Raw genomic sequence first — 25716 nt, forward strand, 5'->3', positions numbered from 1 at the left:
TTTAGACGAAATCTAAGCTAGGATGGCTTCCTGTCCCGCACAGGAGGCCATCCCCCATGTACGAACCGATCCGCACCAAGTCGGTCCACAGCACGATGGCCGGCGCCGCCTCCGACTTTCCCCACCGCTCGCGCGAGGAGGAGCTGGACATCCAGCTCGCCGGGCACCTCGCCGCGCTGCTCGCGGTCACCGACGCACTGCGCGCGCTGACCCCGTCGGCGGACCTGGACGCCGCCGCGGAACGCCTCGCCGGCGGGGTGAGCCGGCTCCGCGGCGGGGCGCCGCTGCGGGCCACGCCGGCCTCGGCGGGTGACCCCGCCGCCCTGCACGCGCGCGCCCACGCCCTCGCGGGCCGGGCGCTCGTCGTCGCCGCGTCGCGCGCCGACACGGCGGCCGCGATCCTCGCGGCCGAACGCATGGACGCGCACGCCGCCGCCCTGGCCGGGCCGAAGGAGCTGAGCGGCGCGCACTGACCCCTTTCGGGGTCCCCCGATCGGCCCCGGTCCGCGCGCACCCGCAGCGACGCGCGGACCGGGCGCCAACCACCGCGTGCGCTCGCTCGCGCCGCGGTGGGCAGCCCGCCGCTCGTACTCGTACGAACCTCATACGAAGAGGAGGAACAGCACCAGGATCAGCGCCGCCAGCAGGACGTACAGCAGCCACAGGTGCCGTTGGCCGAGGGCGCTGGCACCGGTGTGGCGGTACTCGCCCGGCCGGCCGCCGCGGGGGCGGTCCTCCGGCATCACCGGATGCTCCGGACGGTCCTTCGAGTAGAACGGATCACCGCTCGCCATGGCTCACACCCCTCCTTCCGGTGGGACGGCGGCCGGGTACCCCGGCCGACCTTCACCACACAAGTAGCCGGGGGTGCCACGCACGGGTACCCCGCACGCCGTTGTGCGGGGCACCCGGGGTCGTTCCACGGCCGGCCGGGACGATCGCTGGTCAGGGCACGGCGACCGGCCGTGGAGTCTTGTGGCGGGCCGTTCAGCCCAGGCGCTGCACCAGCGCGTGGTACTGGTCCCACAGCTCCTTCGGGGTGTGGTCACCGAAGGTGTTCAGGTGCTCGGGGACCAGGGCGGCCTCCTCGCGCCAGACGTCCTTGTCGACCGAGAGCAGGAAGTCCAGGTCGGAGTCGGACAGTTCCAGGCCGTTCGTGTCCAGGGCGCCCCTGGCCGGCAGCACTCCGATCGGGGTCTCGACGCCCTCGGCCTTGCCGTCGAGGCGCTCCACGATCCACTTCAGGACGCGGGAGTTCTCGCCGAAGCCGGGCCAGACGAAGGTGCCCTCGTCGTTCTTGCGGAACCAGTTGACGTAGTAGATCTTCGGCAGCCTGGACTGGTCCTTGCCCTTGGCCACGTCGATCCAGTGGGCCATGTAGTCGCCCATGTTGTAGCCGCAGAACGGCAGCATCGCGAACGGGTCGCGGCGCAGCTCGCCGACCTTCCCCTCGGCGGCGGCGGTCTTCTCGGAGGCCACGTTGGCGCCGAGGAAGACGCCGTGGTTCCAGTCGAAGGACTCCGTCACCAGCGGCACCGCGGAGGCGCGGCGGCCGCCGAAGAGGATCGCCGAGATCGGCACGCCCCGCGGGTCCTCCCACTCGGGCGCGATGATCGGGCACTGCGAGGCGGGGACGGTGAAGCGGGCGTTGGGGTGCGCGGCGGGCTCGGCGGACCGGGGCGTCCAGTCCCGGCCCTTCCAGTCGGTCAGGTGGGCCGGCGCCTCCTCGGTCATGCCCTCCCACCACACGTCGCCGTCGTCGGTGAGCGCGACGTTGGTGAAGACCGCGTTGCCCCACAGGGTCTTCATCGCGTTGGCGTTGGTGTGCTCGCCGGTGCCGGGCGCGACGCCGAAGAAACCCGCCTCGGGGTTGATGGCGTACAGGCGGCCGTCCTCGCCGAAGCGCATCCAGGCGATGTCGTCGCCGATGGTCTCCACGGTCCAGCCGGAGATCGTGGGCTCCAGCATGGCGAGGTTGGTCTTGCCGCAGGCGCTCGGGAAGGCGGCGGCGACGTACTTGGACTCGCCCTGCGGCGGGGTGAGCTTGAGGATCAGCATGTGCTCGGCCAGCCAGCCCTCGTCACGCGCCATGACGGAGGCGATCCGCAGCGCGTAGCACTTCTTGCCGAGCAGGGCGTTGCCGCCGTAGCCGGAGCCGTAGGACCAGATCTCGCGGTCCTCGGGGAAGTGGGAGATGTACTTGGTGGAGTTGCAGGGCCAGGGGACGTCCTCCTGGCCCGGCTCCAGCGGGGCGCCGAGGGTGTGCACGGCCTTCACGAAGAAGCCCTCGTCGCCGAGTTCGTCGAGGACGGCCCGGCCCATGCGCGTCATCGTGCGCATGGAGACGGCGACGTAGGCGGAGTCGGTGATCTCCACGCCGATCGCGGACAGCGGCGAGCCCAGCGGGCCCATGCAGAACGGGACGACGTACATGGTGCGTCCGCGCATCGAGCCGCGGAACAGGCCCTTCTCGCCGGTGAAGATCTCCCGCATCTCGGCGGGGGCCTTCCAGTGGTTGGTGGGGCCGGCGTCCTCCTCCTTCTCGGAGCAGATGAAGGTCCGGTCCTCGACGCGCGCGACGTCGGTGGGGTCGGAGGCGGCGTAGTAGGAGTGCGGGCGCTTGATCGGGTCGAGCTTCTTGAACGTCCCCTTCGCGACCAGCTCTTCGGCGAGCCGCTCGTACTCGGCCTCGGAGCCGTCACACCAGACCACGCTGTCCGGCTGCGTCAGTTCGGCGATCTCGTTGACCCACGAGATCAGTTCCTGGTGCTGGGTGGGAACGGTGGGAGCCGAGTTGTCGCGCGCCACGGTTGCTCCTAAGTGAGGGATTTTGTCCTTGTTGCCCCGTGGGGGCTGCGACCCGGACGCTTCGCCGCTCGATCAGGAGCGCGCTCATCCGGTGCCGACCGCACTCATTTGATCATCCGCCCCGAGTGCGCATCTGTCCAGAGGGGGTCACAGGTGAGCGAAGTGAGGAAGACCACGATATCCAGGACTGTTTGCGTTCCCTTTGCGTACAGGTTTGGGTCACCTGAAGGTCTTTTTGCGCGTAATGGACCAAGGCCCGCACTCACAGACGACTTACGGTTCCGTCGGTACCATGCGCGCATGACTGCGTCCGTCCCCGACGCGCCCACGGACACGCCGGCCGACGGCCGTGTCTCCGCAGCGCTCTCCTTGCCGCAACAGGTCAAGCCGAAGCTCCGCGGCTGGCTGCATCTCGGCATGTTCCCGGCCGTACTCATCGCGGGCCTCGTCCTCACCGCACTCGCCGACTCGACCAGAGGCCGCATAGCCTGCGGCATCTACGCCCTGACCGCCTGCCTGCTGTTCGGCGTCAGCGCGCTGTACCACCGGGGCAACTGGAGCCCGCGGATGGACGGCGTCCTGCGCCGCCTCGACCACGCCAACATCTTCCTGATCATCGCGGGCACCTACACCCCGCTGACCCTGCTGCTCCTGCCGGGCGCGAAGGGGCAGTGGCTGCTGTGGGGGATATGGGCCGCCGCCACGGCCGGCATCGTCTTCCGCGTCTTCTGGGTCGGCGCGCCGCGCTGGCTCTACACGCCCTGCTACATCGCGATGGGCTGGGCGGCCGTCTTCTTCCTGCCCGACTTCCTGCGCACCGGCGGCATCGCCGTCCTGGTCCTGGTCGTCGTCGGCGGCCTCCTCTACAGCGCGGGCGGCGTGATCTACGGCATCAAGCGGCCGAACCCGTCACCGCGCTGGTTCGGCTTCCACGAGGTCTTCCACTCCCTCACGCTGGCCGCGTTCGTCGTGCACTACGTCGGCATCTCGCTGGTGGCGTACCAGCACGCGTAAGCCCCCCACCCCGACACCTCAGGGCCACGGCACCCCGCCGTGGCCCTTCTTCGCCTCCCAGCGGGGACACACTCCCTCTACTTTGAGAGTTACTCTCAATTCATGGTTACCGTCACAGATGCCTCCGGCGACCGCGGACGATGCCTGACAATGAACCGTATGACGGCCGCACGTACCCCCCTCGGCTCCCCCGCCGACCGCCCCCAGCTGGGCCTGCGCGAACGCAAGAAGATCAAGACGCGGGAGGCGATCCGCACCGCGACGTACGCGCTGATCCGGGAGCAGGGCTACGACGCCACGACGATCGAGCAGATCGCCGAGCGCGCCGAGGTGTCGCCGTCGACCGTCTTCCGCTACTTCCCGACCAAGGAGGACATCGTCCTCACGGACGAGTACGACCCGCTGATGGCCGAGGAGTTGCGCGCCCGGCCGGCCGGCGAGTCGTGGATGGACTCGGTACGGCACGTGATGCGCAAGGCCATCGCCGCGAACATGGCCGAGGACCCCGATGCGGTGCGCCTGCGCACGCACCTCGCGGTGCAGGTCCCGGCCGTGCGCTCGCGGATGGTCGAGAGCATGTCGCAGACGGCCCTGCTGCTCCGCCAGACACTCGCCGAGCGCTCCGGCCTGGACCCCGAGAGCCTGGAGGCCCGCGTCTGCGCCATGTCCCTCATCGGGGGCATGATGGAGGTCTCGATGTACTGGGCGGAGAACGGCTTCGAGGACGACCTGCGCGACCTGATGAGCCGCGCCCTGGACGTGCTGGAGCACGGCCTGCCCGGCGAAAACCGCTGAGGTCGCGGCGGCCCGCCGTGGGATGCTGACGAGGTGAACGCAGCCGAGATCCACGTCGAAGTCGCCCCCGCGCTCCACCTGTTCGTGCCGGCCGCCCGGCGGGCCGGGGCCACGCCGCTGGCCACCGACGGCGTCTCGACCCTCGGCCATGTCATCGAGTCCCTCGGCGTCCCGCTGACCGAGGTCGGCACGCTCGTCGTGGACGGCCGCGAGGTGCCGGTGTCGCACGTCCCGCGGGCCGGCGAGCGGGTGAGCGTCCGCCCGGTCCCCCGCCCCCAGCGGGTCCCCGGCGCCCCGCTCCGCTTCCTCCTCGACGTCCACCTCGGCACCCTGGCCCGCCGCCTGCGCCTCCTCGGCGTCGACGCGGCCTACGAGTCGACGGACATCGGCGACCCGGCCCTCGCCCGCCGCTCGGCGGCCGAGAAGCGGGTGATGCTCAGCCGCGACCGGGGCCTGCTGCGCCGCCGCGAACTGTGGGCCGGCGCCTTCGTCTACAGCACCCGCCCCGAGGACCAACTCCACGACATCCTCGACCGCTTCGCCCCCGACCTGCGCCCCTGGACCCGCTGCACGGCCTGCAACGGCCTGCTGCGGCAGGCCACCAAGGAAGAACTGGCCGACCGGCTCCAGCACGGCACCCGCCGCTCGTACGACGTCTTCGCCCAGTGCACCTCCTGCGGCCGCGCCTACTGGAAGGGCGCCCACCACGACCAGCTGGAAGCGGTCGTGGAACGGGCGTTGAGCATGCGTACGCAGGAAGACTGAGTACGGGAGCCGATCCACGGGGCCGGTCCCGAGCGGTGGGATGAGGGCATGGAGACCACCATCGAACCGCTCGACCCCCGGCAGAAGGACTACTTCATCACCGTGTGGGCCGTCGTCGGGCTCTTCTCGCTCGTGCCGATCGTCATCCTGTCCTGGATCGTCGTGTGGTCCGGTGAACGCGGCACCATGTGCCTGGAGTACGGCGAGCAGTGCTCGTCGGTCCCCGGGTACGCCCTCTACGACGCCTTCGGGCTGGCTCTCCTCATGGGGGCGGTGGCGTTGGTGTGGCCCCGGGCCCGGTGGCAGGGCGGCCGGGCCGGGGCCGTGTGGGTGCAGTGGGGCGCTCAGCTCACCCTCGGCGCGTTGATCCTCAGCGGCGCCTGACGTCCCCCTTGCCGCACGCCACCCCGTCCCGGTCCGGGTCGAGCCCCAGGGGGTCGTCGCCGCCGTTGACCTTCAGCCGGCCGTAGTTGTTCTGCTTCAGCCAGGCACACCGGGCGGCGGTCGTCTTCCTGACCTCCGGAGGGAAGACCGTCGGCACGCAGACGTTGACCGAGCCGTAGTGCCGGTCGCAGCCCGAGAGCGTCGGGCTGACCGGCTGGGCCGTGCGCTTGCGGCCGGGGCCGGACACCTTGCCGGACAGGGAGTCCGCGAAGGAGTGGATGTGCGGGGACGCGGCCGTCAGGGCCGCGGGGCCGGTCAGGTGGACCCACTGCGCCACCGAGGGGACGCCGTTGGCGTCGACCGCGAAGAGCATGTACCAGCCGGGCGGGGCGACGTTCGGGTTGTTCGTGACGTTCAGGTCGACGTTGTCGCCGTCCACCGACAGCGGCAGGTCCACGAAGCGCTGGTTCGGGTCGGAGGAGTGGGTGACCGCCGCCGGGCGGATCAGCTCCGCCTTGGCGATGGGGCGGTCCACCGTGATCCGCTGGGTGTCGCCGTACTTCCACTCCTGGCTGATCACCGAGGTGATCGTCGGGCGGGGGCCCTTGAAGAGGTACGGCGGGCTGTAGACGGACACGTTGTGGTTCCAGCTGCCGTTGCCCGGGTTGTCGCCGGTGGCCATCACCCGGCCGTCGGGCAGCAGGAACGCCGAGGAGTGGTAGCCCCGGGACTGCGGGTCCGCGGTGACCTGCTGGAAGGTGCCCGCGGCCGGGTCGTAGAGCGAGGACTCGTACACCGGGTTGGCCCGGTTGTGCAGGGCGCCGCCCGTCTCCAGCACCTTGCCGTCGGGCAGCAGCACGGCCGAGACGTACATCTTGCCCTGGCCGCCCGTTTCCGGCACCGGACCGTTGCCGAGGTCGACCGTGCCCTGCGGCAGCGGGGGCCCGGCGACGTACGACGGGTTGGGCTGCTTGAGGTCGATCACGTCGGTGAGGCGGTTCGCGTCCGGGTTGGAGTCGATGTTGCCGCCGCCGATCGTGAGCACCTTCTGGTCCTGCGCCGGGGGCAGCAGCACGGACGCCGACTGGTCCCGCTGGTCCTTGTTCTGCAGCCCCGGGACCTGCGTGATCGTGTTCGCGCCGTAGTCGTAGATCGCCGAGCCGGTGCCGGGGATGTTGTTGCCGAAGACATGGCTGCCCGTGTAGAAGAGGCGGCCGTCCTGCATGAGGATCATCGCCGGGTACAGGCCCCAGTACGACCAGGTCTGGTTCACCTGCGAGGTGGGCAGCCACTGGTTCTGCGCGGCCGAGAACCGCTCCGCGGTCACCGACCCGGTGGAGTCCTCGCGCAGCCCGCCGAACGTGATGACGTCACCGTTGCCCAGCTCGGTCGCCGACGGGTACCAGTGGCCGTCGTTGAGGTCGTTGGTCTTGGTGTACGTCTCGGTCTTCGGGTCGAAGACGTAGGAGTCCCGGAACCCCTCGTAGCCGTGCGAGCCGTCCGCCGCCGGGTACGCCTTGTTGCCGCTCAGGACGAGGACCCGTCCGTCCTGCAACTGCACGTGCCCCGCGCAGAACATGTCCTTCGGCGTGGGGATGACCTTGTAGGTGCCGTCGGCGGGGTTGTACACGGCGCTCGTGAACGTGCCCGCGTTGAACGCGTCCTGGCTGTTGCCGGAGCCCGCGATCAGCAGCACCTTTCCGTTGCTGAGGACGACGGAGTGCATCGAACGGACCGGGTTCTGCGTCGGCAGGACCGCCCAGCTGCCGTTCGCGCACTGGTCGGTGGTACCGGTGCACTGGGCGGGCGGGACGACGTCCGGGACCTGGTCCATGGTGTAGTCGTCGGTGGTCGCCGAGCCGGTGCCGTAGACGGAGACGCCCCAGGTGATGCGGTCGGTGCCGGGCGGGACCTCGGGGGTGCGGACCGTGGCCTGCGTCCACGCCGACGCCATGTCCAGGGTCTTGACGTCGGTCCAGTACTGCCAGCCGGCCGTCGTGTCGTGCCGGAAGAGGGTGACGTTCGCGTCCGGGGTCGTGGTCTTGTACCAGACGCCGAGGTCGTACTGCTTGCCGGCGGTCACGACCGGCGCGCAGTCGGTGGACTCGGTGAACATCGCCTTGCGGTCGCCGGAGACCCGGCGGGTCAGCGTCACCTTCATGGCCGCCGATCCCGAGTGGGCGTCCGAGGTGGTCTCGAAGGTGAAGTCGTTGTCGCCCCAGCCGGACTTCTCCCAGCAGTACGGCATGCCGTTTGTGCCGGCCGCCTCGAAGCCGGGGTTCTTGATCAGGTTGGCGGCCTCGGCCGGCTGGGGTGCGGTCAGGAGCAGACCGGCGGTCAGGGCGCCCACCCCGGCCAGCGCGGTCCGTCTGCGGTACTTGTTCAAGCGGCTCTCCTCAGAGTCTTGCGTCGCGGGAGATAGACGAGCGCCTCGGTCCCTGCGAAGCGCACGACGAAGGTCAGGACCAGCGCGAGCGCGGTCGCGCTCAGGGCGCCCATGCCGAACCGGTCCACGAGCAGCGCGATCAGCGGGATGCGCAGGACCAGGTCGGCGTTGGCGAGCAGGGCGAACCGGCCGAGCCGGTCCCACCAGCGGCGGTGCGCGCGCCGGTCGCGGAACAGCAGTTGCTCGATGAGCAGGAAGTTCCAGGCGACGCCGAGCTGGTTGGCGAGGACCTCGGCGAGGACGTAGTGGGTGCCGAGCGCGGTGAGCGCCCGCAGTCCGGCGAGGTTCGGCACGAAGCCGCTCGCGCCGATCAGCCCGAAGCCGATCAGGCGGGCGACCGGGGACGCGGCGCGCAGTCCGGCCAGGTGGCGCAGGAAGCGCAGGCCTTCCCGCGCCGTCGACTTCGACTCGCCCGCGTACCGGTCCCGGAAGACGAACGGCACCTCGGCGACCTGCCGGGGCCGGCTGCGCACGGCCAGCTCCAGCAGGATCTTGTAGCCGAGCGGCTTCAGTTCCCCGGCCGTGACCGCGCTGCGCCGGATGGCGAAGAAGCCGCTCATCGGGTCGCTGATGCCGCGCAGCCGGCGCGGGAAGAGGCCCTTGGCGAGCCAGGTCGCGCCGCGCGAGACGGCGACCCGGTAGCCCCCGGCGAGCCCGGCCCGGCTGCCGCCCGGGACGTACCGGGAGGCGACGACCAGTCCGGCGTTCACGCGCTCCCCGGTGCTGATCAACTCCGGTACCAGGGCCGGGGGATGCTGGCAGTCGCCGTCCATGACGACGATCCACTCCGAGCCCGCCGCCCTCAGCCCCTCGACGACCGCCCCGCCGAGCCCGCCGGCGGGTTCCTCGCGGTGCAGCACCGCCACCGGGTACGGGCAGTCCTCGGCGGCCTCGCGGATGACCTCGGGGGTGTCGTCGGTGGAGTCGTCCACGAAGAGGACCTCGCAGGGCATCCGGGCGGGCACCGACTCGGTGATCTGGTGCAGCAGCCGCCGGATGTTCGCGGACTCGTTGAAGGTCGGGACGACGATCGTGACGGCGCCGGGCTCCGGGATCTCCGCGGCGGCCAGGCCGGGGACGGGGGCGGTGTACTCGCTCATCGGGCGCCCCCGGTGGCCCGCACCTGCCGGATCTCCACGCGGCCGTCCCCGGTGCCGAAGGCGGCGACCGGCACGGAGTGTTGCAGGGCGGCCCTGACGTTGGGCAGGTCCTTGGCGTCGCGCCGCACGGTCGGGGACGCCACGACGTAGTCGATGTCCCGCCAGCCGTGCGGCATGGTCCTGGTGACGGCCGGGTCGAGGTCGGCCTTGTAGAACCAGATCGCGCCGAGTCCCGGCCGGTATCCGGCGTGCACGAGGTCCAGCCAGAGGGCGTCGTCGACGAGGACCCGGGTGTCCTCCGGGTCGGCGACCTTCGTGCCGAGCCAGTGGGCGGCCTGCCGGTAGGGCTTGTTGGCGTCGGCGGTGACGGCGGTGCGGTCGCCGTCGTACCAGCGGGGTACGACGTAGGCGCCCGCGGCGAGGGCGAGGACGGCGGCGAGCGCGTACCGGCCGCCGGTGACGTACCGCCTCTCGCCCTCGGCCCGCCCGCGCCGCAGCACCGCGTGCGCGACGGAGGCGGTGCCGCCGGCCAGCACGAGGGCGAGGAAGGGCAGGGCGCCGATGACGTACATGGCGGGCAGGTAGCCGTTCGGGCGCAGGGCGACGAGGGCGAGGACGGCGACGGTCAGGGACGGTCCGGCCAGTGCGCGGGCGGTGACGGACCAGCGCCAGGTCAACAGCAGGAGCAGGGCGCCGGCGAGTCCGCCGAGGGGCAGGACGCGGTCGTAGTACAGCCAGGAGTGCAGGACCGCGTACGAGCCGGAGCCCGGATCGAGCAGGAAGCCGGAGCCGGGCCGGGACATCTGGTAGGTGATGCCGTCCCACAGGGACACGTGTCCGGCGCCGGGCAGCAGCTCGCCCTTCAGCAGGGCGAAGAGCGGGTAGGACAGGCCGATCAGGGCGCAGGCGGTGACGGCACCGGTGAGGGCGAACTTGCGGGTGTCGCGGTGGCTGTGCCGCCACATGGTGACGAACAGGGCGGGCAGGACGACGAGCATCGTCTCCTTGGTGAGCACGCCCGCGGCGGCGGCGAGCCCGGCGCCGAAGTGGTGCCAGAGGTGGCGGCTGGGTGAGGCGGCGAGGCAGAACGCCAGCAGCAGCCACATCACGGCGATGTTGTCGAGGAAGATCTCCCGGCTGAGGACGACCGCGAGCGGGGACAGCCCGGCGAGGGCCATGCCGAGTCCGGCGGCCCAGCGCGGCAGGGAGAGCCGGCGGCCCAGGACGTAGACGAGGACCGCGCTGACCGCGCTGATGCCGAGCATCAGGACCCGCATGGTGGCGACGGTCATCGAGCCGGGGCTGAGCGCCGAGGGGAGCCAGCCGAGCAGGGCTATCTGGATCCAGCCGAGCGGCGGGTGGTCGTACCAGTAGGTGTAGTGGGCCAGTCCCCGGCCCTGCTGGACGGCCCAGGCCTGGGCGAGATAGGTGCCCTCGTCGTCGCTGAGCGCCGGGTAGTCGGCGATGTTCCAGCCCTGCACGACGAGGATCGCCGTGAGCAGGGCGCCGCAGAGCAGCAGGTCGGGGCGGGAGGAGCGGAGTCGTACCGGAGGCACGGCCTGGCCGGCCGGGTGGCCCGCGGGCACAGGCGGGCCCTGCGCGGGGACCGGGGCTGCGGTCACCGCGGGAAGGGTGGAGGTCACGCGGTAACGTCCTCTCGGATCGGCTCGGCCGCGGTGAGGTGCGCGCCGACGTGCGAGGTCAGCTCCCAGTCGTTGCGGCCGCGTTGCTCGCGCCAGACGGCGCGGATCGCGGCTCCGGCGAGGAGGACCTGGTAGAAGGGGCCGCCCACGATGAGTTTCGCGTAGTGGCCGAGGCGGACCCTGAGGCCGTACTGGACGCCGAAGTCGTGCAGGCCGACCACCTCGAAGACGAAGGTGACGACGGCGGTGACCAGCGGCAGGAAGGTGAGGAAGGCGACGCCGACGGGCACGTCGAGGAAGAGCGCGACGGCCGCGTTGAGCGGGATGATCACGCCGGAGAAGGCCTGCATGAACGGCGTCATGAGGGTGTACCGGGCGAGCAGCCGTTGGCCGAGTCCGGGCAGGTCGCGCCAGTCCTTCTTCCGGTACACCTGAAGGAAGCCCTGGTTCCAGCGGGTGCGCTGCTTGAGCAGCGACATGAGGGAGCCCGGGGTCTCCTCCCTGGTGACCATGTCGGAGTCGTAGGCGACGACGACCTTCTTGCCGACGGACGACAGCCGCACGCCCAGGTCGCAGTCCTCGGCGAGGCAGTTCGGGTCCCAGCCGTCCGCTTCCCGCAGGACGTCGGTCCGCACGAAGACGGTGTTGCCGCCGAGCGGGATGAACCCCTTCTGCGCGTGCAGGTGCAGCCGGGAGCGGAACCAGAAGAAGTACTCCAGGCAGTTGCGCAGGCTGTACCAGCTGGAGTGGAAGTTGATGAGCTGCACGCCGCCCTGGACGACGTCCGCGCCGGTGGTGCGGAAGGCGTGGTCGACGTGGGCGAGCAGTTCGGGATGGACCTGGTCCTCGGCGTCGAAGACCCCGACGACGTCGCCGCGGCAGTGCGGCAGCGCCGTGTTCATGGCCTTGGGCTTGTTCTTCTTCTCGTGGGTGTCGACGACGACCCGCACGCGCGCGTCACGGGCGGCGGCCCGCTCGGCGACGGCCGTGGTCTCGGGGTCGTCGTGCCCGACGATCACGATGATCTCGAAGTCGGCGTGCGTGGACTGCAGCAGCCGCTGGATGGTGTGGTCGAGCACGGCCTGCTCGTGCCGGGCGGGCAACAGCAGTGAGAACGACACGTGTTCGTCGCCGTCCGGTCTGCCGAAGCGGGTGGAGGCGAGCACCTCGGGCGTGCGCCACGCGTGCATCTGCCACCACAAGGTGAAGGCCGCCATCCAGAAAAGGGCAAGCGAAACGGCGGCGATGAAGACAGACGTCAGCAAAAGATCCCCCCAGATCCCCCTGAAACCCCCTGTGCGCACGACGGTCGGTCATCGCCGGGTCACCCGTCGTGTCGTTGTGGAGAGCGTAGGGGGGATCTGTGAAGCGCGGGAGCTCTTCAGATAAATAGCTCGTTTCGGAACGGGGGTACGGGAAGCGTAGGTAAGCGGTATCTAACCGAACACCCGCTCACATACGGACACTTCGCCGGGTCGGCCGTTCCCGGGTTTCAGCTGGTCAACGCGGGTTCAGCGCCGCCCGCAACCGCTCCGGATCGGTCGTCGGGGCCTCGCAGGCGAAATGACGGCAGACGTAAGCGGCAGGTTGACCGGCCACCAGCGGACGGCCGGAAAGCAACGGGAACTCGTCGCTCTCGGGGGTGCCGACGGCGACCACGGCGCCGGGGGCCGTGCCCAGAAGTGCGCTGCGGTGCAGGGCGGTCGTCCGCTCGTCGGCCGGTGCGGCGCCGACGACGGCGATCTCCCTCGGTCCGTCGAGCAGGGCCTCGGCGACGGCGAGCCCCCAGCCGATGAACCGCGGCACGCGCGGCCCGAGCGTGGTGACGACGCCCAACGCCCGCTCGGCGGCGGTGCGGTGGGCCGCGGAACCGGTGTGCGCGGCATAGCTGAGCAGCGCGCCCGCCGCGGCGGTCCAGCCGGAGGGGGTGGCGTTGTCGGTGGGGTCCTGCGGGCGGCGGATGAGCCGCTCGGCGTCGGCGGCGGTGTCGTAGAGCGCGCCGGTCTCCGGGTCGGTGAAGCGGGCGAGGACATGGTCGAGGAGCAGCCCGGCGAAGTCGAGCCAGACGCCCTCGCCGGTGACGGCGGCGAGGGCGAGGAAGCCCTCGGCGACGTCGCCGTAGTCCTCCAGGACGCCCGCGTTGGGGCCGACCCGGCCGTCCTTGCTGGTCCGGGCGAGCCGGGCGTGCTCGTCGAGGTGCACGCGCACGAGGAGGTCGGCGGCGCCGACGGCGGCCTCGACCAGGTCGGGCCGGCCGAAGTAGGCGCCGGTCTCGGCGAGCGCGGCGATCGCGAGCCCGTTCCAGGCGGCGACCACCTTGTCGTCCCGTCCGGGCGCGGGGCGTTCGGCACGGGCGGCGAGCAGCCGCCGCCTGACCGAGTCGACCTTCCCGGCGTCGAAGACGGCGTTGTCCTGGGGCAGTTGGAGGACGGACTGCCCGTGCTCGAACGTACCCTCGTCGGTCACGCCGAAGTACCGGGCGGCCAGATCCCCGTCGGCGTCCCCGAGGACGGCGCGCAGCCGCTCGGGCGTCCAGACGTAGTACGCCCCCTCGACGTGCCGCCCGCTACCGCCCTCCCGCCGCCCACCACCACCCTCCGGAAGACGCTCCCCCGGACTCCGTCCGGGGGGACCCCCATCGCGCGGCACCTCCTCTTCGCTGTCGGCGTCGAGTGCCGAGGCGAACCCGCCCTCGGCGGTGCGCAGTTCACGGACGAGGAAGTCGGCGGTCTCCAGGGCGACGCGCCGGGCGAGGCCGGATCCCGTGGCCCGCCACAGGTGGGCGTACACGCGGCACAGCAGCGCGTTGTCGTAGAGCATCTTCTCGAAGTGCGGCACGACCCAGTCGCGGTCGACGGAGTACCGGGCGAACCCGCCGCCGAGCTGGTCGTAGATGCCGCCGCGGGCCATGCGCTCGCAGGTGTCCCGGGCCATCTGGAGCGCGCCCTCGGAGCCGGTGCGCGCGTGGTGGCGCAGCAGGAACTCCAGGGCCATGGACGGCGGGAACTTCGGCGCCCCGCCGAATCCGCCGCGCTGCGGGTCGTACTCGCGGGTGAGGCCGAGGAGTGCCTGGGCCAGTTCCTCCTCGCCGGGCACCCGGTCGCCCTGGTGGCTGATCTCCCGCTGGGCGAGGTCGCGCACGATCTTCCCGGCGACCTCGCCGACCTCCTCGCGCCGGGTGTCCCAGGCCTGCCGGACGCCTTCCAGCACCTGCCGGAAGGAGGGCATGCCGTGCCGGGGGGCGGGCGGGAAGTAGGTGCCGAAGTAGAAGGGCTCGGCGTCCGGGGTGAGGAAGACGGTCATGGGCCAGCCGCCCTGGCCGGTGGCGGCCTGGACGGCCTCCATGTAGACGGCGTCGACGTCGGGGCGCTCCTCGCGGTCGACCTTGACGCTGACGAAGTGCTCGTTGAGGTAGTCGGCGGTGGCCCGGTCCTCGAAGGACTCGTGGGCCATGACGTGGCACCAGTGGCAGCTGGAGTACCCCACGCTCAGCAGCACGGGTTTGCCCGTGGCGCGGGCCTCGTCGAAGGCCTCGGCCGACCAGGGCCACCAGTCGACGGGGTTGCCGGCGTGCTGGAGGAGATACGGGGAGGTCTCATGCGCCAGTCGGTTCACCGTTCCACTCTCCCACGGGCTCGGGCACCGCGTAGAAACGCATCATCACCGGGCGTGCCCCTTCGGGGGCTTCCTCGCGCGCGTGCCCGTAGCGTTCGAGCAGCGCGTGGTACTCGCGCATGAACGCGAGCAGTTCCTCCCTGGTGAGCCAGGTGCCGTGGCGCTGGATCTGGGCCCAGCCCCCGGGGCCGCGGTACTCCTGGTGGGCGCGCCGGTACAGGGCGGAGTCCAACTCGATCTTCAGGTGGGCCAGCTCGGCGGCGGCCGCGTACTCCTCGGGGGCCATGGCGGCCGGGTCGGGCGTGGTGTGGCTGAAGGGCAGCGACCGCCACCAGCGCTCGCGCCCGCCGGACTTCTCCGGGATCTCCTCGATGAGCTTCTGCTCGGCGAGCTTGCGCAGGTGGTAGCTGGTGGTCCCGGAGCTCTCGCCGAGTTCGCGGGCGAGGACGGTGGAGTTCGCCTCGCCGTGCCGGCCGAGGTATTCGAGGATCCGGCGGCGCAGGGGATTGCCGAGGGACTTGTAGAGGGCGGTGCGCTCCAGGCTGGTCATCTCCGGCAGGCCGTCGGTCATGCCGCCACCGTAACCCTGAGAACCCTGAGCCGACCCTGAAGTCTGCCGGCATTTCTTTGCAGAGATTTCTCTGCGGTCTACGGTGGAGGCGGTCGGAAGGGTGCGGCGAGAGGACGAGGGGGTGCGGGGACATGCACGGGAAATGGCCATTGGTCCTGCTGGCCGCGGCGGCGGTCCTGCTGGTGCCGTGGATGGCCGTGCTGGCGGTGACCCTGCCGGGCAGCGCGCGGGTGGACAACTGGCCGCTGGCCTGGATCGGCCTCGACCTCCTCATGGCCGCGGGGTGCGCGACCACGGCCCTGCTCGGCCTGCGCGGCGACCCACGGGCCCGCCTCACCGCGTCGGCGACGGCGTCGATGGCGGTGCTGGACGCCTGGTTCGACGTCACGACGGCGGGCACCGGCGCCCCGCTGGCCGAGGCGCTGCTGTGCGCGCTGGCGGAGGCGGCCCTGGCGGGGGCCTGCGTCCGCCTCGCCGTGGGCGGCAGACGCCGCCGCGGGCGCGGTGCCGACGGGCCCGGCGGACGGCGGACGGCACCGGCCGTACCGCCCGGCGAAATCGCAAGGCCCGCCGCCCGCCCCGCCGTTGACACGAAACCCTCACCGGTCCGCTGATCGCCGCACCCTCGCCATCTCGTCCCCCGCCAAGGACACTCGTAGCCAAGGACATCGCCGCCGGAGGGGACAGGGCATGCGGGACAACCATCGGGCGGAGGCCGAGCGGCTGCTGGTGCGGGCCGTGGAGGAGGAGGTACGCCGCTCGGGCGGGCGGGTCGACGGACAGGTGCTGCTGACGCGGGCGCGCGGCGCGCTGGACGCGATGGCGGGCGCGGCCGGTGAGGAGTACGAGGCCTACACCCGCGCGCTGGACGAGACCGAGGCCGGCCGGCTGACCTTCGGGCAGCGCTATGCCCGCGAGGGTGCCGGAACGGCCTTGCTGGTGGCGGCCGTCGCCGCGGTCGCCGCCGCGGTCGCCGACCTGTCCCTGGGCACCGGCACCGCCACGGCCGTCGGCGCCGGTGTGACCGCCGGTGTGGTGGGCGCCGCCGCGTCCGTGGTGAAGGCGGCCGGCTCCCATCTGCCGGCCGCCCATCACCGTGCCGGTGCGGCCGGCCAGCCCGGCGGGCCGGAGCAGTTGCGGCTGCAGTGGCTGACCGCGCTGGAGGTGCGGGGCATCCGCCCGTTCCTCGACCAGCAGCGGATGCTCAGCGCCTCCACGGGCCCGAAGAAGACCACGAGCCCCACGCTGCGCGGCGCCGACAAGAGCGCGGCGGCCCGCAGGCGCACCGTGCTGGAGCAGTCGTTCGGCCAACTCCCCGATCGCGAGAGCCTGTTCGCCGGGCGCCGGGCGGAGCTGGCGCGGATCCGGCAGTGGGCCCAGGCGGCCCGGGCGGCCACGGAGACCCGGCCCACGGTGGTCGTCCTGCACGGCGAGCCCGGCTCCGGCCGGACCACGCTCGCGGTGCGCGCGGCGCACGACCTGCGGGACCACTTCCGTGGCGCGGTGGTCGTGGACCTGCGCGGCGACAGCCGGGAGCAGGCGCCGCTGCCCACCCGGGACGCCCTGCTGCACCTGCTCAACCGGCTCGGCGCGCCCCGTGAGCAGCTGCTGTTCCGCGAGCGCTCCTCCGCCGACCAGCAGCTCAAGCGGCTCGCCGAGCTGTACCACCGGCATCTGACCGGCCTGCCGGTGACGATCGTGCTGGACGACGCCTCGGACCCCGAGCAGGTGCGGGCCCTGGTGCCCGAGCGCTCCGACAGCCTGGTCCTCGTCACCGCCCGCACCGCCCTCGACCTGCCCGCGGACCTTCCGGCCTGGGTGCACCACCTGCCGGTCCAGGCGCTGGACGCGGCGGGCGCCGAGGAACTGCTGGGCGCTGCGGCCGAGGACACGGCGGGACCGTACGACGCCGAGTCCGCCGACCGCATCCGCGAGCTGTGCGGCGGGCTGCCGCTCCCGCTGCGGATCGCGGGCTCCGCGCTCGGCCCCCGCTCCCCCCGGCAGCTGGCGGCGGATCTGGGCGCGTACGGGCCGGTGGCACCCGTCGAGCGCGCCCTGTGGCTGCGCTACACCGACCAGCCCGAGCCCGCGCGCCGACTGCTGAGAAGGCTCGCGCTCGCCGGGCGCGCCTCGCTCGGCGCCGCGGCGGCGGCCGCGCTGCTCGCGACGGACGAGGCCGAGGCCACCCGCCATCTGGCCGCCCTCGCCCGGGCCGGCCTCCTCGACCACGTCCGCGGCGACCGCTACCGGCTGCACGACCTGGTGCGCGCCTTCGCCCAGGCCCGGCTGCTGGACGAGGAGGACCCGGCCGAGCGCGCGGCGGCGCAGGAACGACTGATCGTGAACTACGCCGAGCTGGCCGACTCCGTGCTGCGCCTGGTCGACGGGAACATGTCGACGCGCTCGCACCAGTTCGGCCAGCACGGCTTCACCTCGCTCGACGAGGCGCTGCGCTGGCTGGACGACGAGTCCAGCTTCATCACCGCGGCCCTGCGCCAGGCGGAAGGCGTGAACCAGGCGGCGGTGCTCAACCTGCTGGGCGCGCTGTGCGACTACTGCCTGCTGCGCGGCGACCTGTACCGGCTCGGCGAGATCAACGAGCTGGCACAGGCCGTGGACGAGGGGCTGCTGATGCGCTCGGTGCAGTGGCGCACCGGCATCGCGGCCCGGCAACTGGGCGAGCTGGACAAGGCGCGCACGACGCTCGCCGCGGTGGTGGACCTGTACCGGGAGGCACACCACGACGCCGGAGCGGCCCGCGCCCTGTGTTCCCTGGGCATCACCCTGCACCACCAGGGCCAGCTCACCGAGGCCGCCGCCAAGCTCCAGGAGGCCCTGGACCTGCAGGCGGCGCCGGAGCTGGCGACCGACCGGGCCTGGACGATGCACGCCCTGGCGGCCGTCCAGCGCGATAGGGGCCGGCTGTCCGAGGCCCTGGAACTGCTCACCCGCTCCCTGGTCCTGCACGGCGAGGGCGGCTCGGTGCACGGCGAGGCGTGGGCACACTTCCAGCTCGGCCAGCTGGCCCTGCGCCTGGGCGACGTACCGCGCGCGGAGTCCGAGCTGCACCACGCCCTGGAGCGGTACGGGCAGACGCGCGACGCCCGCGGCGAGGCCTGGGCGCTGACCCAGCTGGCCCGGGCCCGCCTCGTCGCCGGGGACCCCGCACCCGCCCTCGACGGCCTGCGGCAGGCCGGCGCCCGGCACCGGGAGAACGAGGACGCGCGCGGCGAGGCGTGGACGCTGTACTACCTCGGGCAGGCACTGGAGGAGTCCGGCGACCTGGACCAGGCGGTGCGCGACCTGGAGCGGTCCCGCACGATGTTCTCCCGGATACGCGACGTCTACGGCCTGGCCTGCGCCCGGCACCACTCGGCCCGGGTCACCCGCGACCAGCGCGCCGCGCAGACCGGCTCCCTGCGCAACTCCGGCTTCGCCCGCCAGCTCCTCGTGGACGCCCGCGCCGACTTCCAGCGCATCGGCGTCGCCCACGGCGAAGCCTGGACCTGCCTGGAGCTGGCCGTGGTCGACGCGGGCAACGCGCGCACGCAGGCGGCACTGGCCCTGTGCGACGAGGCACGGGACCTGTTCGTCTCCTACGGCGACCGGCGCGGGGAGGACTGGGCCCGCTTCCTGCGCTGCACCCTGCTGCCCTACGCCGCGCCGGGCGGCCTGGAGGTGGGCACCGCGGTCGCCCAGGAGGAAGTGGCCCAGCTGACCCGCGCCGCCCATCCGCTGCGCGACGAGAAGCTGACCGACGGCCTCACGGCGTACGCCGTGCTGCTGGAGCGGGGCGTCACCCTGGAAGCGGGCTGGCAGGCCTGGCGCCTGCGCATGACTCCGGACCGCCACGCCCGGGAGGTGATGGGCGTGGCGGTGCCGTCGGGCCGCTGAGCCCGGGTCAGCCCTGCTGTGCCGCGGAGTCCGCCTTCTGCTTCGCCTCCGGGTCCGGAGCCTCCTTGAAGTCGACCTTCCCCATGTGCTTGCTCATCGACTTCATCAGGCCCCACACGGCCAGGGCCATCACCGCGAAGACGATGAAGCCGAGGACACCGGGGGTGACCTTGTTCTGGTCAAGATCCTTGGCCAGGGGGACGAGGTGCGTCACTGCCAGGCTCACGCTTGCGCTCATGTCAGGCATTGTCCCGGATGCCCGCGAAGAGGTCGTCCTCGGGGAGGGAGGTATCGACCAGAGACTTCGCCAGCTCGTACTCCTCCGTCGGCCAGACCTCCTTCTGGAGGTCCATCGGCACCTTGAACCAGCCGCCGTCCGGGTCGATCTGCGTGGCGTGCGCGATCAGCGCCTTGTCCCGGATCTCGAAGAAGTCCGCGCACGGAATGTGCGTGGTCAGCGTGCGCTCGGCGCGCTCGAACTCCTTCCAGCGCTTGAGCCAGTCCCCGTACGGCGACTCCAGGCCGCGCTCCAGCATCGCGTTGTGCAGCGCCTCGGTGCGCGGGCGGTTGAAGCCCTGGTTGTAGTAGAGCTTCTGCGCCTGCCAGGCGGGGCCGAACTCCGCTTCGGGGTACTTCTCGGCGTCCGCCGCGCCCTCGAACGCCACCATGGAGATCTTGTGGGTCATGATGTGGTCGGGGTGCGGGTAGCCGCCGTTCTCGTCGTAGGTGGTGATCACCTGGGGGCGGAAGGCACGGATCTTGCGGACCAGCTCACCGGCCGCCTTGTCCACGTCCTCCAGGGCGAAGCAGCCCTCGGGCAGCGGGGGCAGCGGGTCGCCCTCGGGCAGTCCCGAGTCGACGAAGCCGAGCCACTCCTGCTTGACGCCGAGGATCTCGCGGGCCTCGTCCATCTCCCTCTTGCGCACCTCGTGGATGTGCTCCTCGATGTACGCGTCGCCCTGGAGCCTGGGATTGAGGATGGACCCGCGCTCTCCGCCGGTGCAGGTCACCACCAGCACCTCCACCCCCTCGGACACGTACTTCGCCATCGTGGCCGCGCCCTTGCTGGACTCGTCGTCGGGGTGCGCGTGTACGGCCATCAGTCGCAGCTGGTCAGTCAAGACTCAATCCTCGGTTAAGTCGGCGCCCCGCGGCATGGGGTGCAGTCGGCGGCTTCTATAGTGACCGAATCGGGGGGCGAATAATTCCGCGGAGAGGACGATCATGAGTACGGCGAGCACGCGGCTGCCCGAGGGCCGCTACGGCCGTTCCTCGGACGAGCGTGCCGACGGCAGGCTCCGCACCGCCGCGATCGTGCTGGGCGCCCTGCTGCTGGCCGTCGTCGGCTACTTCGCCTACCACTACGTCGTCGAGACGAAGATCAGCGCCCAGGTGATCACCTTCGAGGCCTCGGACAGCGCGGTCAGGGTGCATCTGGAGGTCCGCAAGGACTCCGGCGCCGACGGCTACTGCACGCTGCGCTCCCAGGCGGCGGACGGCTCCGAGGTGGGCCGGGCGGACTTCCGCTTCAGCGGGAAGGCCACACGGATCGACCAGGTCGTCACGCTCCGTACCACGGCGAAGGGCACCACGGCCGAGCTTCTCGGCTGCCACACGGGTTGATCCATCACCGGAACGGGTACCCGCCCACCTGCGTGGATGTGATTCTGATGGCTTATGTCCTCCCCCTTTGGCCACTGAATTGTTAGGCTCGTGGTTTCGCCCACCCAAGAGGGAACATTCTTCTGGGTAGGGCGATGCTTTGTATTCCCAGTACCGACGAGGAGCACCCTGTGACCCAGACCAGTGAGAGCGTCACCTGGCTGACCCAGGAGGCGTACGACAAGCTCCGGGCCGAGCTTGAGTACCTTTCTGGTCCTGCGCGCACGGAGATCGCCGCCAAGATCGCGGCCGCGCGCGAGGAGGGCGACCTGCGCGAGAACGGCGGGTACCACGCGGCCAAGGAGGAGCAGGGCAAGCAGGAGCTGCGTGTGCGGCAGCTGACCCAGCTTCTCGAGAACGCCAAGGTGGGCGAGGCTCCGGCCTCCGCCGACGGTGCCGTCGCGCCGGGCATGGTCGTCACGATCGCCTTCGACGGTGACGAGGACGACACGCTCGAGTTCCTGCTCGCCTCCCGTGAGTACGCGAGCGACGACATCGAGACCTACTCCCCGCAGTCCCCGCTCGGCGCCGGCGTCATCGGCCACAAGGTCGGCGAGGACGCGGAGTACGAGCTGCCGAACGGCAAGAAGGCCTCGGTGCGGATCCTGAAGGCCGAGCCGTACTCGGGCTGACCCGCCAGGCCTTCCCGGTCATCGGGCCCCCGGCCGTCCGCCGCGTCGCGCGGACGGCCGGGGGCTTCGCCGTACCCGGGGGCGGAGCGCCGGCGCCGTCGGGCGGCGGGGCGAGCGGTACGTGCAAGCCGGCGGCTCAGTCGATGACCGTGTAACCCGCGTCCCGCAGGGCGTGGCCGACCTCCGCGCAGTGCACCGGGCCCTTGGTCTCGAGGTGCAGCTCCACCTCCGCCTCGGTGAGCCCGAGCCGCGGATCGGTGCGTACGTGGCTCACGTCGAGGACGTTCGCGTCGGCCGACGACAGCACGCCGAGCAGCGTGGCGAGCGCGCCGGGGCGGTCCGTCAGCCGCAGCCGGACGGCCAGGTAGCGCCCCTGCGCGGCCATGCCGTGCCGCAGTACGCGCTGCAACAGCACCGGGTCGACGTTCCCGCCGGAGAGCACCGCGACCACCGGGCCCTCGAAGGCGTCCGGCGCGGCCAGCAGCGCCGCCACGGGGCTCGCCCCGGCCGGTTCCACGACCAGCTTGGCCCGCTCCAGGCACAGCAGCAGCGCGGCCGACAGCCGGCCCTCGCTGACCGTGCGCACCTCGTCGACCAGGTCCTTGACGATCCCGAACGGCACCACCCCGGGCCGTCCCACCTTGATGCCGTCGGCCATCGTCGCCGGGTTCTGCACCGACACCGGGTGCCCGGCGGACAGCGAGGGGGGATAGGCCGCCGCGCCCTCCGCCTGCACGCCGACGATCCTGACGTCCGGGCGGATCGCCTTCACCGCCACCGCGATGCCGGCCGCGAGCCCGCCGCCGCCGACGCCCACGACGATCGTGCGCACCTCCGGGCACTGCTCCAGGATCTCCAGGCCGACCGTGCCCTGACCGGCGATGACGTCCGGGTGGTCGAAGGGGTGGATGAGCACCGCGCCCGTCGCGGCCGCGTACTCCTCGGCGGCGGCCAGCGTCTCGTCCACCACCTGGCCGTGCAGGCGCACCTCCGCGCCGTAGTCGCGGGTCGCGCTGATCTTCGGCAGCGGCGCGCCCTTCGGCATGAACACCGTGGCGTGCACGCCCAGCAGCGAGGACGCCAGTGCCACGCCCTGCGCGTGGTTGCCGGCGCTCGCCGCGACCACCCCGGCCGCCCGCTCCTCCGGCAGCAGCCCGGCGATCCGTACGTAGGCGCCGCGCAGCTTGAACGAGCCGGTCCGCTGGAGGTTCTCGCACTTGAGGTGCACCGGCGCGCCGACCAGCTGGGACAGGTGGCGGCTGCCCTCCATCGCGGTCACCCGTGCCACACCCGAGAGCATCTTCTGGGCGCCGCGCACGTCGTCGAGGGTGACGGAACGCAAGGAGTCAGCCGTGCCGTAGCTCATGACTCCAGCATCGCAGTTCACGGACGTACGCGGCGGGTGTGACCAAGCTCCGAGACCGGTTTGCTCCGGGCCGGTACGGTCCGCGCCCGGGCCGCGTACCCTGTCCCCCAACCAGCAGCCCTTCATGAAGCGAGCCTCCGGCCATGCCCACAACACCTGAAATGTCGATGGACATGACGACCGTCGGTGACACCGGCCTCCTCGACACCCTCCAGCACGAGGTGGCGGTGTTCGCGCGCCGTGCCGAACAGACGCGGCTCGGGGGTGTCGGGCACGTGCGCAACTCCATGGACCGCGCGGCGTACCTGCTGCTCAACCGCCTCGACCGGGAAGGTCCGATGGGCGTGAAGGCGCTGGCCGCGAGCATGGGCATCGACTCCTCCACGGTCACCCGGCAGGTGGCCCCGCTGGTCGACACCGGGCTCGTCAAGCGCACCTCGCACCCCGAGGACGGGCGGGCCGTGGTGCTGCAGCTGTCCCCGCGCGGGGCGGCCCGGCTGGAGGAGGTGCGCGGCTCCAGGCGTCAGCTGATGGCCGAGCTGACCGAGGACTGGGAGCCGCAGGAGCGCGAGCAGTTCTGCTCGCTGCTCACCCGCTTCAACCGCGCCCTGTCCGCCCGCATGGCACCGGGCACCGCGCCGGCGGAACAGCAGCCGGCCTCCTGACCACGCGGGCGCCAGCCGATCGCGGACGCGCGGGTGGCGTGCGGGTGGCTGCCACCCCGGCCGCCCGCGTGTGGGCTGCCCGCGGAGGGCCGGCGTACAGGGTGCCTTGCATGATCCGCGTGGGTCGCCCGGGCGTGGCCGGTGTGCCGGGGCCGGCGCCGTGCCGGCCGGTGGGTTCCGGCCTCTTGACCCGGGGGCGCGGCTGCCCTCATATGAGACCGGGTCCTGCGTCGTACGCGGTTCACCTGTCCCGTACCGGACAGGGCCCCCGGCAGGGGGAGGCACGGTGCGTGAGCGGCAGATGGCCCGAAATGCCCGCCGGGCCCGGGAGTTCGAGGCGTTCGTCGCGGGCGCCGCGGGGCGCCTGCTGCACGCCGCCACGCTGCTCACCGCGGAGGCGCCGGACGCCAACCCGCGCGCGCGGCGCCTGCTGACGCACGCGCTCGCCCACACCTACGCGCGCTGGGAACGGCTGCGCGGCGAGGATCCGTACGACTGCGCCCGCCGACACCTCGCCGACCGCTTCGCGCGCGCGACCTGGCGCCGGTACGCCGTCCTCGGGCGCGCCCGGCCCGATCCGCGCAGCCCGCTCGCCGACCTCGACCCGCGGGAACGGCTGATCCTGGTGCTGCGGCTCTACGAGGGCGTCGCCGAGCAGCAGACGGCGGCCCTGCTGGGGCTGCCGACCGAGCGCGTGCACACCATCTGCGACCGCGCGACCGCCACCGTGCTGCACCCGGCCCGTCCGGTACCCCCACGCGCGGTGGGCACGAAGGCGGCGCCGTCGTGAGGCAGCGCTGTCGTCATGAGGAGTGCGCTGCCGTGACGAGCCGTGCACGCGCGCGTGTGGAGGGCGTGGAGGACGCGATGAGCCCTGCGCGACGCGGTACGCGCGGCACCACGCGCGCGGGGAGGGCATCGTGAACCGGGCCGAACGGGAGGCCGCCGTACGGCGGATCATGGAGCGGGCCCCGGCACCGGTGCCGCCGGACCTGTGCGCGCAGGCGGTGCGGCGCGGCGAGCGCCTGCTGCGGCGAGCACAGCAGGTCCGACGGGTGCTGTGGCTGCTGGCGTGGGCCGCGGCCGTCGCGTTCGGCGTGTGGGCGGCCCGCGTGCACCCGTGGACGCAGCCGCCCTCCCAGACGACCCCGCCGCTCACCGGCTGGTGAGCGGCGGGTGCGGGTGGGGGGTGGCTCAGCTCAGGGCCTGCTGGAGGTCCTGGAGCAGGTCGTCGACGTTCTCGATGCCGACCGACAGGCGCACCAGGTCGGCGGGGACCTCCAGCGCGGAGCCCGCCGCGGAGGCGTGCGTCATCCGGCCGGGGTGCTCGATCAGGGACTCCACACCGCCGAGCGACTCGCCGAGGGTGAACACCTTCGCGCGGTTGCAGACCTCGACGGCGGCCTCCTCGCCGCCCTCGACGCGGAAGGACACCATGCCGCCGAACGCCCGCATCTGCTTGGCGGCGACCTCGTGGCCGGGGTGGTCGGGCAGGCCGGGGTAGAGCACGTGCGTCACGCGCGCGTGCCGGGTCAGCATGTCGGCGATCTTCGTGGCGTTCTCGCTGTGCCGGTCCATGCGCACCGCGAGGGTCTTGGTGCCGCGCAGCACCAGCCAGGAGTCGAAGGGGCCGGCGACGGCGCCCATCGCGTTCTGGTGGTAGGCCAGTTCCTCGCCGAGCGCCTGGTCGGACACGATCAGCGCGCCGCCGACCACGTCCGAGTGCCCGCCCATGTACTTGGTCAGGGAGTGCACGACGACGTCCGCGCCGAGCGACAGCGGCTGCTGGAGGTAGGGCGTGGCGAAGGTGTTGTCGACGACGAGCCTCGCGCCCGCGTCGTGGGCGACCTGGGCGACGGCGGCGATGTCGGTGATGCCGAGCAGCGGGTTGGAGGGGGTCTCCACCCAGACGGCCTTGGTCTTCGCGGTGAGCGCGGCGCGGACGGCGGCCGGGTCGCTGGTGTCGGCGACGGACCATTCCACGCCCCAGCGGGTGGCGACCTTGGCGAAGAGGCGGAAGGTGCCGCCGTAGGCGTCGTTGGGGATGACGACGTGGTCGCCGGGGGTCAGCAGCGTGCGCAGCAGGGTGTCCTCGGCCGCGAGACCGGAGGCGAACGCGAGGCCGCGACGGCCCCCCTCCAGCGCGGCGAGGTTCTCCTCCAGGGCGGTACGGGTGGGGTTGGCGCTGCGGCTGTACTCGTAACCGCCGCGCAGCCCGCCGACGCCGTCCTGCTTGTAGGTCGACACCTGGTAGATGGGCGGGACGACCGCGCCGGTGAGGGGATCCGCGGTGTTGCCGGCGTGGATCGCGAGGGTCTCGAAGTGCTGACTGATGTGCCTGTCGCTCATGAGCACC

General features: G+C 72.2%; 24 protein-coding genes. 12 read left to right on the forward strand and 12 right to left on the reverse strand.

Going from position 1 to position 25716, the window contains the following annotated elements:
- The first annotated feature begins 56 nt into the window (after positions 1-56).
- Positions 57-473 (forward strand): SCO4983 family protein, encoded by a 417-nt coding sequence (locus tag ACZ60X_RS15610; protein ID WP_469598316.1) that lies wholly within the window; start codon positions 57-59, stop codon positions 471-473.
- Between the two features lie 129 nt (positions 474-602).
- Here ACZ60X_RS15610 and ACZ60X_RS15615 read toward each other — a convergent pair whose 3' ends face one another.
- The gene (locus ACZ60X_RS15615; RefSeq protein WP_469598318.1) at positions 603-794 is read right to left on the reverse strand and encodes a hypothetical protein; all 192 of its coding nucleotides are present in this window, start codon (positions 792-794) and stop codon (positions 603-605) included.
- A gap of 193 nt (positions 795-987) precedes the next feature.
- Entirely contained in the window at positions 988-2808 is a 1821-nt protein-coding gene (locus ACZ60X_RS15620; RefSeq protein ID WP_469598320.1) for a phosphoenolpyruvate carboxykinase (GTP), read from the reverse strand.
- A 300-nt stretch (positions 2809-3108) separates the two neighbouring features.
- On the opposite strand from ACZ60X_RS15620, the gene trhA reads away from it, so the two are divergent.
- From trhA to ACZ60X_RS15640, 4 genes are all read left to right on the forward strand, one after another.
- Positions 3109-3822 carry a PAQR family membrane homeostasis protein TrhA gene (gene trhA, locus ACZ60X_RS15625; RefSeq protein WP_469598322.1) on the forward strand — a complete coding sequence of 238 codons (714 nt, stop codon included), beginning with the start codon at positions 3109-3111 and terminating at the stop codon, positions 3820-3822.
- A gap of 159 nt (positions 3823-3981) precedes the next feature.
- Positions 3982-4617 carry a TetR/AcrR family transcriptional regulator gene (locus tag ACZ60X_RS15630; RefSeq protein WP_469598324.1) on the forward strand — a complete coding sequence of 212 codons (636 nt, stop codon included), beginning with the start codon at positions 3982-3984 and terminating at the stop codon, positions 4615-4617.
- Between the two features lie 33 nt (positions 4618-4650).
- Entirely contained in the window at positions 4651-5382 is a 732-nt protein-coding gene (locus tag ACZ60X_RS15635) for a Mut7-C RNAse domain-containing protein (RefSeq protein ID WP_469598326.1), read from the forward strand.
- A 48-nt stretch (positions 5383-5430) separates the two neighbouring features.
- The gene (locus ACZ60X_RS15640; protein WP_469598329.1) at positions 5431-5766 is read left to right on the forward strand and encodes a hypothetical protein; all 336 of its coding nucleotides are present in this window, start codon (positions 5431-5433) and stop codon (positions 5764-5766) included.
- On the opposite strand, the gene ACZ60X_RS15645 is transcribed toward ACZ60X_RS15640, so the two are convergent.
- The 6 genes from ACZ60X_RS15645 to ACZ60X_RS15670 form a co-directional block, all read right to left on the reverse strand.
- Positions 5753-8152, reverse strand: coding sequence for a galactose oxidase-like domain-containing protein (locus tag ACZ60X_RS15645; RefSeq protein WP_469598331.1), 2400 nt, complete (start codon positions 8150-8152; stop codon positions 5753-5755). The genes ACZ60X_RS15640 and ACZ60X_RS15645 overlap by 14 nt on opposite strands.
- Positions 8149-9312: a glycosyltransferase gene (locus ACZ60X_RS15650; protein WP_469598333.1), complete on the reverse strand. Its 1164-nt coding sequence runs from the start codon at positions 9310-9312 to the stop codon at positions 8149-8151. Before ACZ60X_RS15650 ends, ACZ60X_RS15645 begins: the two co-directional genes overlap by 4 nt.
- Positions 9309-10955 carry an ArnT family glycosyltransferase gene (locus ACZ60X_RS15655; protein WP_469598335.1) on the reverse strand — a complete coding sequence of 549 codons (1647 nt, stop codon included), beginning with the start codon at positions 10953-10955 and terminating at the stop codon, positions 9309-9311. The genes ACZ60X_RS15650 and ACZ60X_RS15655 overlap by 4 nt, the downstream gene beginning before the upstream one ends.
- Positions 10952-12220, reverse strand: coding sequence for a glycosyltransferase (locus ACZ60X_RS15660; RefSeq protein WP_469598337.1), 1269 nt, complete (start codon positions 12218-12220; stop codon positions 10952-10954). The genes ACZ60X_RS15655 and ACZ60X_RS15660 overlap by 4 nt, the downstream gene beginning before the upstream one ends.
- Positions 12221-12455: 235 nt before the next feature.
- Entirely contained in the window at positions 12456-14570 is a 2115-nt protein-coding gene (locus ACZ60X_RS15665; RefSeq protein ID WP_469598339.1) for a thioredoxin domain-containing protein, read from the reverse strand.
- The gene (locus ACZ60X_RS15670; RefSeq protein WP_469598341.1) at positions 14551-15141 is read right to left on the reverse strand and encodes an ArsR/SmtB family transcription factor; all 591 of its coding nucleotides are present in this window, start codon (positions 15139-15141) and stop codon (positions 14551-14553) included. Before ACZ60X_RS15670 ends, ACZ60X_RS15665 begins: the two co-directional genes overlap by 20 nt.
- Positions 15142-15272: 131 nt before the next feature.
- Between ACZ60X_RS15670 and ACZ60X_RS15675 the strand changes: the two genes are divergently transcribed.
- Both ACZ60X_RS15675 and ACZ60X_RS15680 read left to right on the forward strand, forming a co-directional pair.
- Positions 15273-15755, forward strand: a complete 483-nt coding sequence (locus ACZ60X_RS15675; RefSeq protein WP_469598344.1) for a hypothetical protein — start codon at positions 15273-15275, stop codon at positions 15753-15755.
- A gap of 76 nt (positions 15756-15831) precedes the next feature.
- Entirely contained in the window at positions 15832-19035 is a 3204-nt protein-coding gene (locus ACZ60X_RS15680) for a tetratricopeptide repeat protein (protein ID WP_469598346.1), read from the forward strand.
- Positions 19036-19042: 7 nt separating this feature from the next.
- Here the strand turns inward: ACZ60X_RS15680 and ACZ60X_RS15685 are convergent, their stop codons facing one another.
- Together ACZ60X_RS15685 and mca are read right to left on the reverse strand one after the other, a co-directional pair.
- Positions 19043-19282 carry a hypothetical protein gene (locus ACZ60X_RS15685; protein ID WP_469598348.1) on the reverse strand — a complete coding sequence of 80 codons (240 nt, stop codon included), beginning with the start codon at positions 19280-19282 and terminating at the stop codon, positions 19043-19045.
- Positions 19275-20156 (reverse strand): mycothiol conjugate amidase Mca, encoded by an 882-nt coding sequence (gene mca, locus ACZ60X_RS15690; protein ID WP_469598350.1) that lies wholly within the window; start codon positions 20154-20156, stop codon positions 19275-19277. The genes ACZ60X_RS15685 and mca overlap by 8 nt, the downstream gene beginning before the upstream one ends.
- Before the next feature lie 103 nt (positions 20157-20259).
- On the opposite strand from mca, the gene ACZ60X_RS15695 reads away from it, so the two are divergent.
- Both ACZ60X_RS15695 and greA read left to right on the forward strand, forming a co-directional pair.
- The gene (locus ACZ60X_RS15695; protein WP_469598353.1) at positions 20260-20658 is read left to right on the forward strand and encodes a DUF4307 domain-containing protein; all 399 of its coding nucleotides are present in this window, start codon (positions 20260-20262) and stop codon (positions 20656-20658) included.
- A gap of 170 nt (positions 20659-20828) precedes the next feature.
- The gene (greA, locus tag ACZ60X_RS15700; RefSeq protein ID WP_469598355.1) at positions 20829-21329 is read left to right on the forward strand and encodes a transcription elongation factor GreA; all 501 of its coding nucleotides are present in this window, start codon (positions 20829-20831) and stop codon (positions 21327-21329) included.
- A gap of 136 nt (positions 21330-21465) precedes the next feature.
- On the opposite strand, the gene ilvA is transcribed toward greA, so the two are convergent.
- Positions 21466-22695 (reverse strand): threonine ammonia-lyase, encoded by a 1230-nt coding sequence (gene ilvA / locus ACZ60X_RS15705; RefSeq protein WP_469598357.1) that lies wholly within the window; start codon positions 22693-22695, stop codon positions 21466-21468.
- 161 nt (positions 22696-22856) lie between these two features.
- Here ilvA and ACZ60X_RS15710 point away from each other — a divergent pair, with 161 nt between their 5' ends.
- The 3 genes from ACZ60X_RS15710 (at position 22857) to ACZ60X_RS15720 (ending at position 24529) form a co-directional block, all read left to right on the forward strand.
- Positions 22857-23360: a MarR family winged helix-turn-helix transcriptional regulator gene (locus tag ACZ60X_RS15710; RefSeq protein WP_469598445.1), complete on the forward strand. Its 504-nt coding sequence runs from the start codon at positions 22857-22859 to the stop codon at positions 23358-23360.
- Positions 23361-23646: 286 nt separating this feature from the next.
- Positions 23647-24150 (forward strand): sigma factor-like helix-turn-helix DNA-binding protein, encoded by a 504-nt coding sequence (locus tag ACZ60X_RS15715; RefSeq protein WP_469598359.1) that lies wholly within the window; start codon positions 23647-23649, stop codon positions 24148-24150.
- A 130-nt stretch (positions 24151-24280) separates the two neighbouring features.
- Positions 24281-24529 carry a hypothetical protein gene (locus ACZ60X_RS15720; RefSeq protein WP_469598361.1) on the forward strand — a complete coding sequence of 83 codons (249 nt, stop codon included), beginning with the start codon at positions 24281-24283 and terminating at the stop codon, positions 24527-24529.
- Positions 24530-24554: 25 nt separating this feature from the next.
- On the opposite strand, the gene ACZ60X_RS15725 is transcribed toward ACZ60X_RS15720, so the two are convergent.
- Complete coding sequence (locus tag ACZ60X_RS15725; protein WP_469598363.1) at positions 24555-25709, reverse strand: cystathionine gamma-synthase; 1155 nt, start codon at positions 25707-25709, stop codon at positions 24555-24557.
- Positions 25710-25716 lie beyond the last annotated feature (7 nt).

The organism is Streptomyces sp. NPDC104106 (assembly GCF_055584345.1).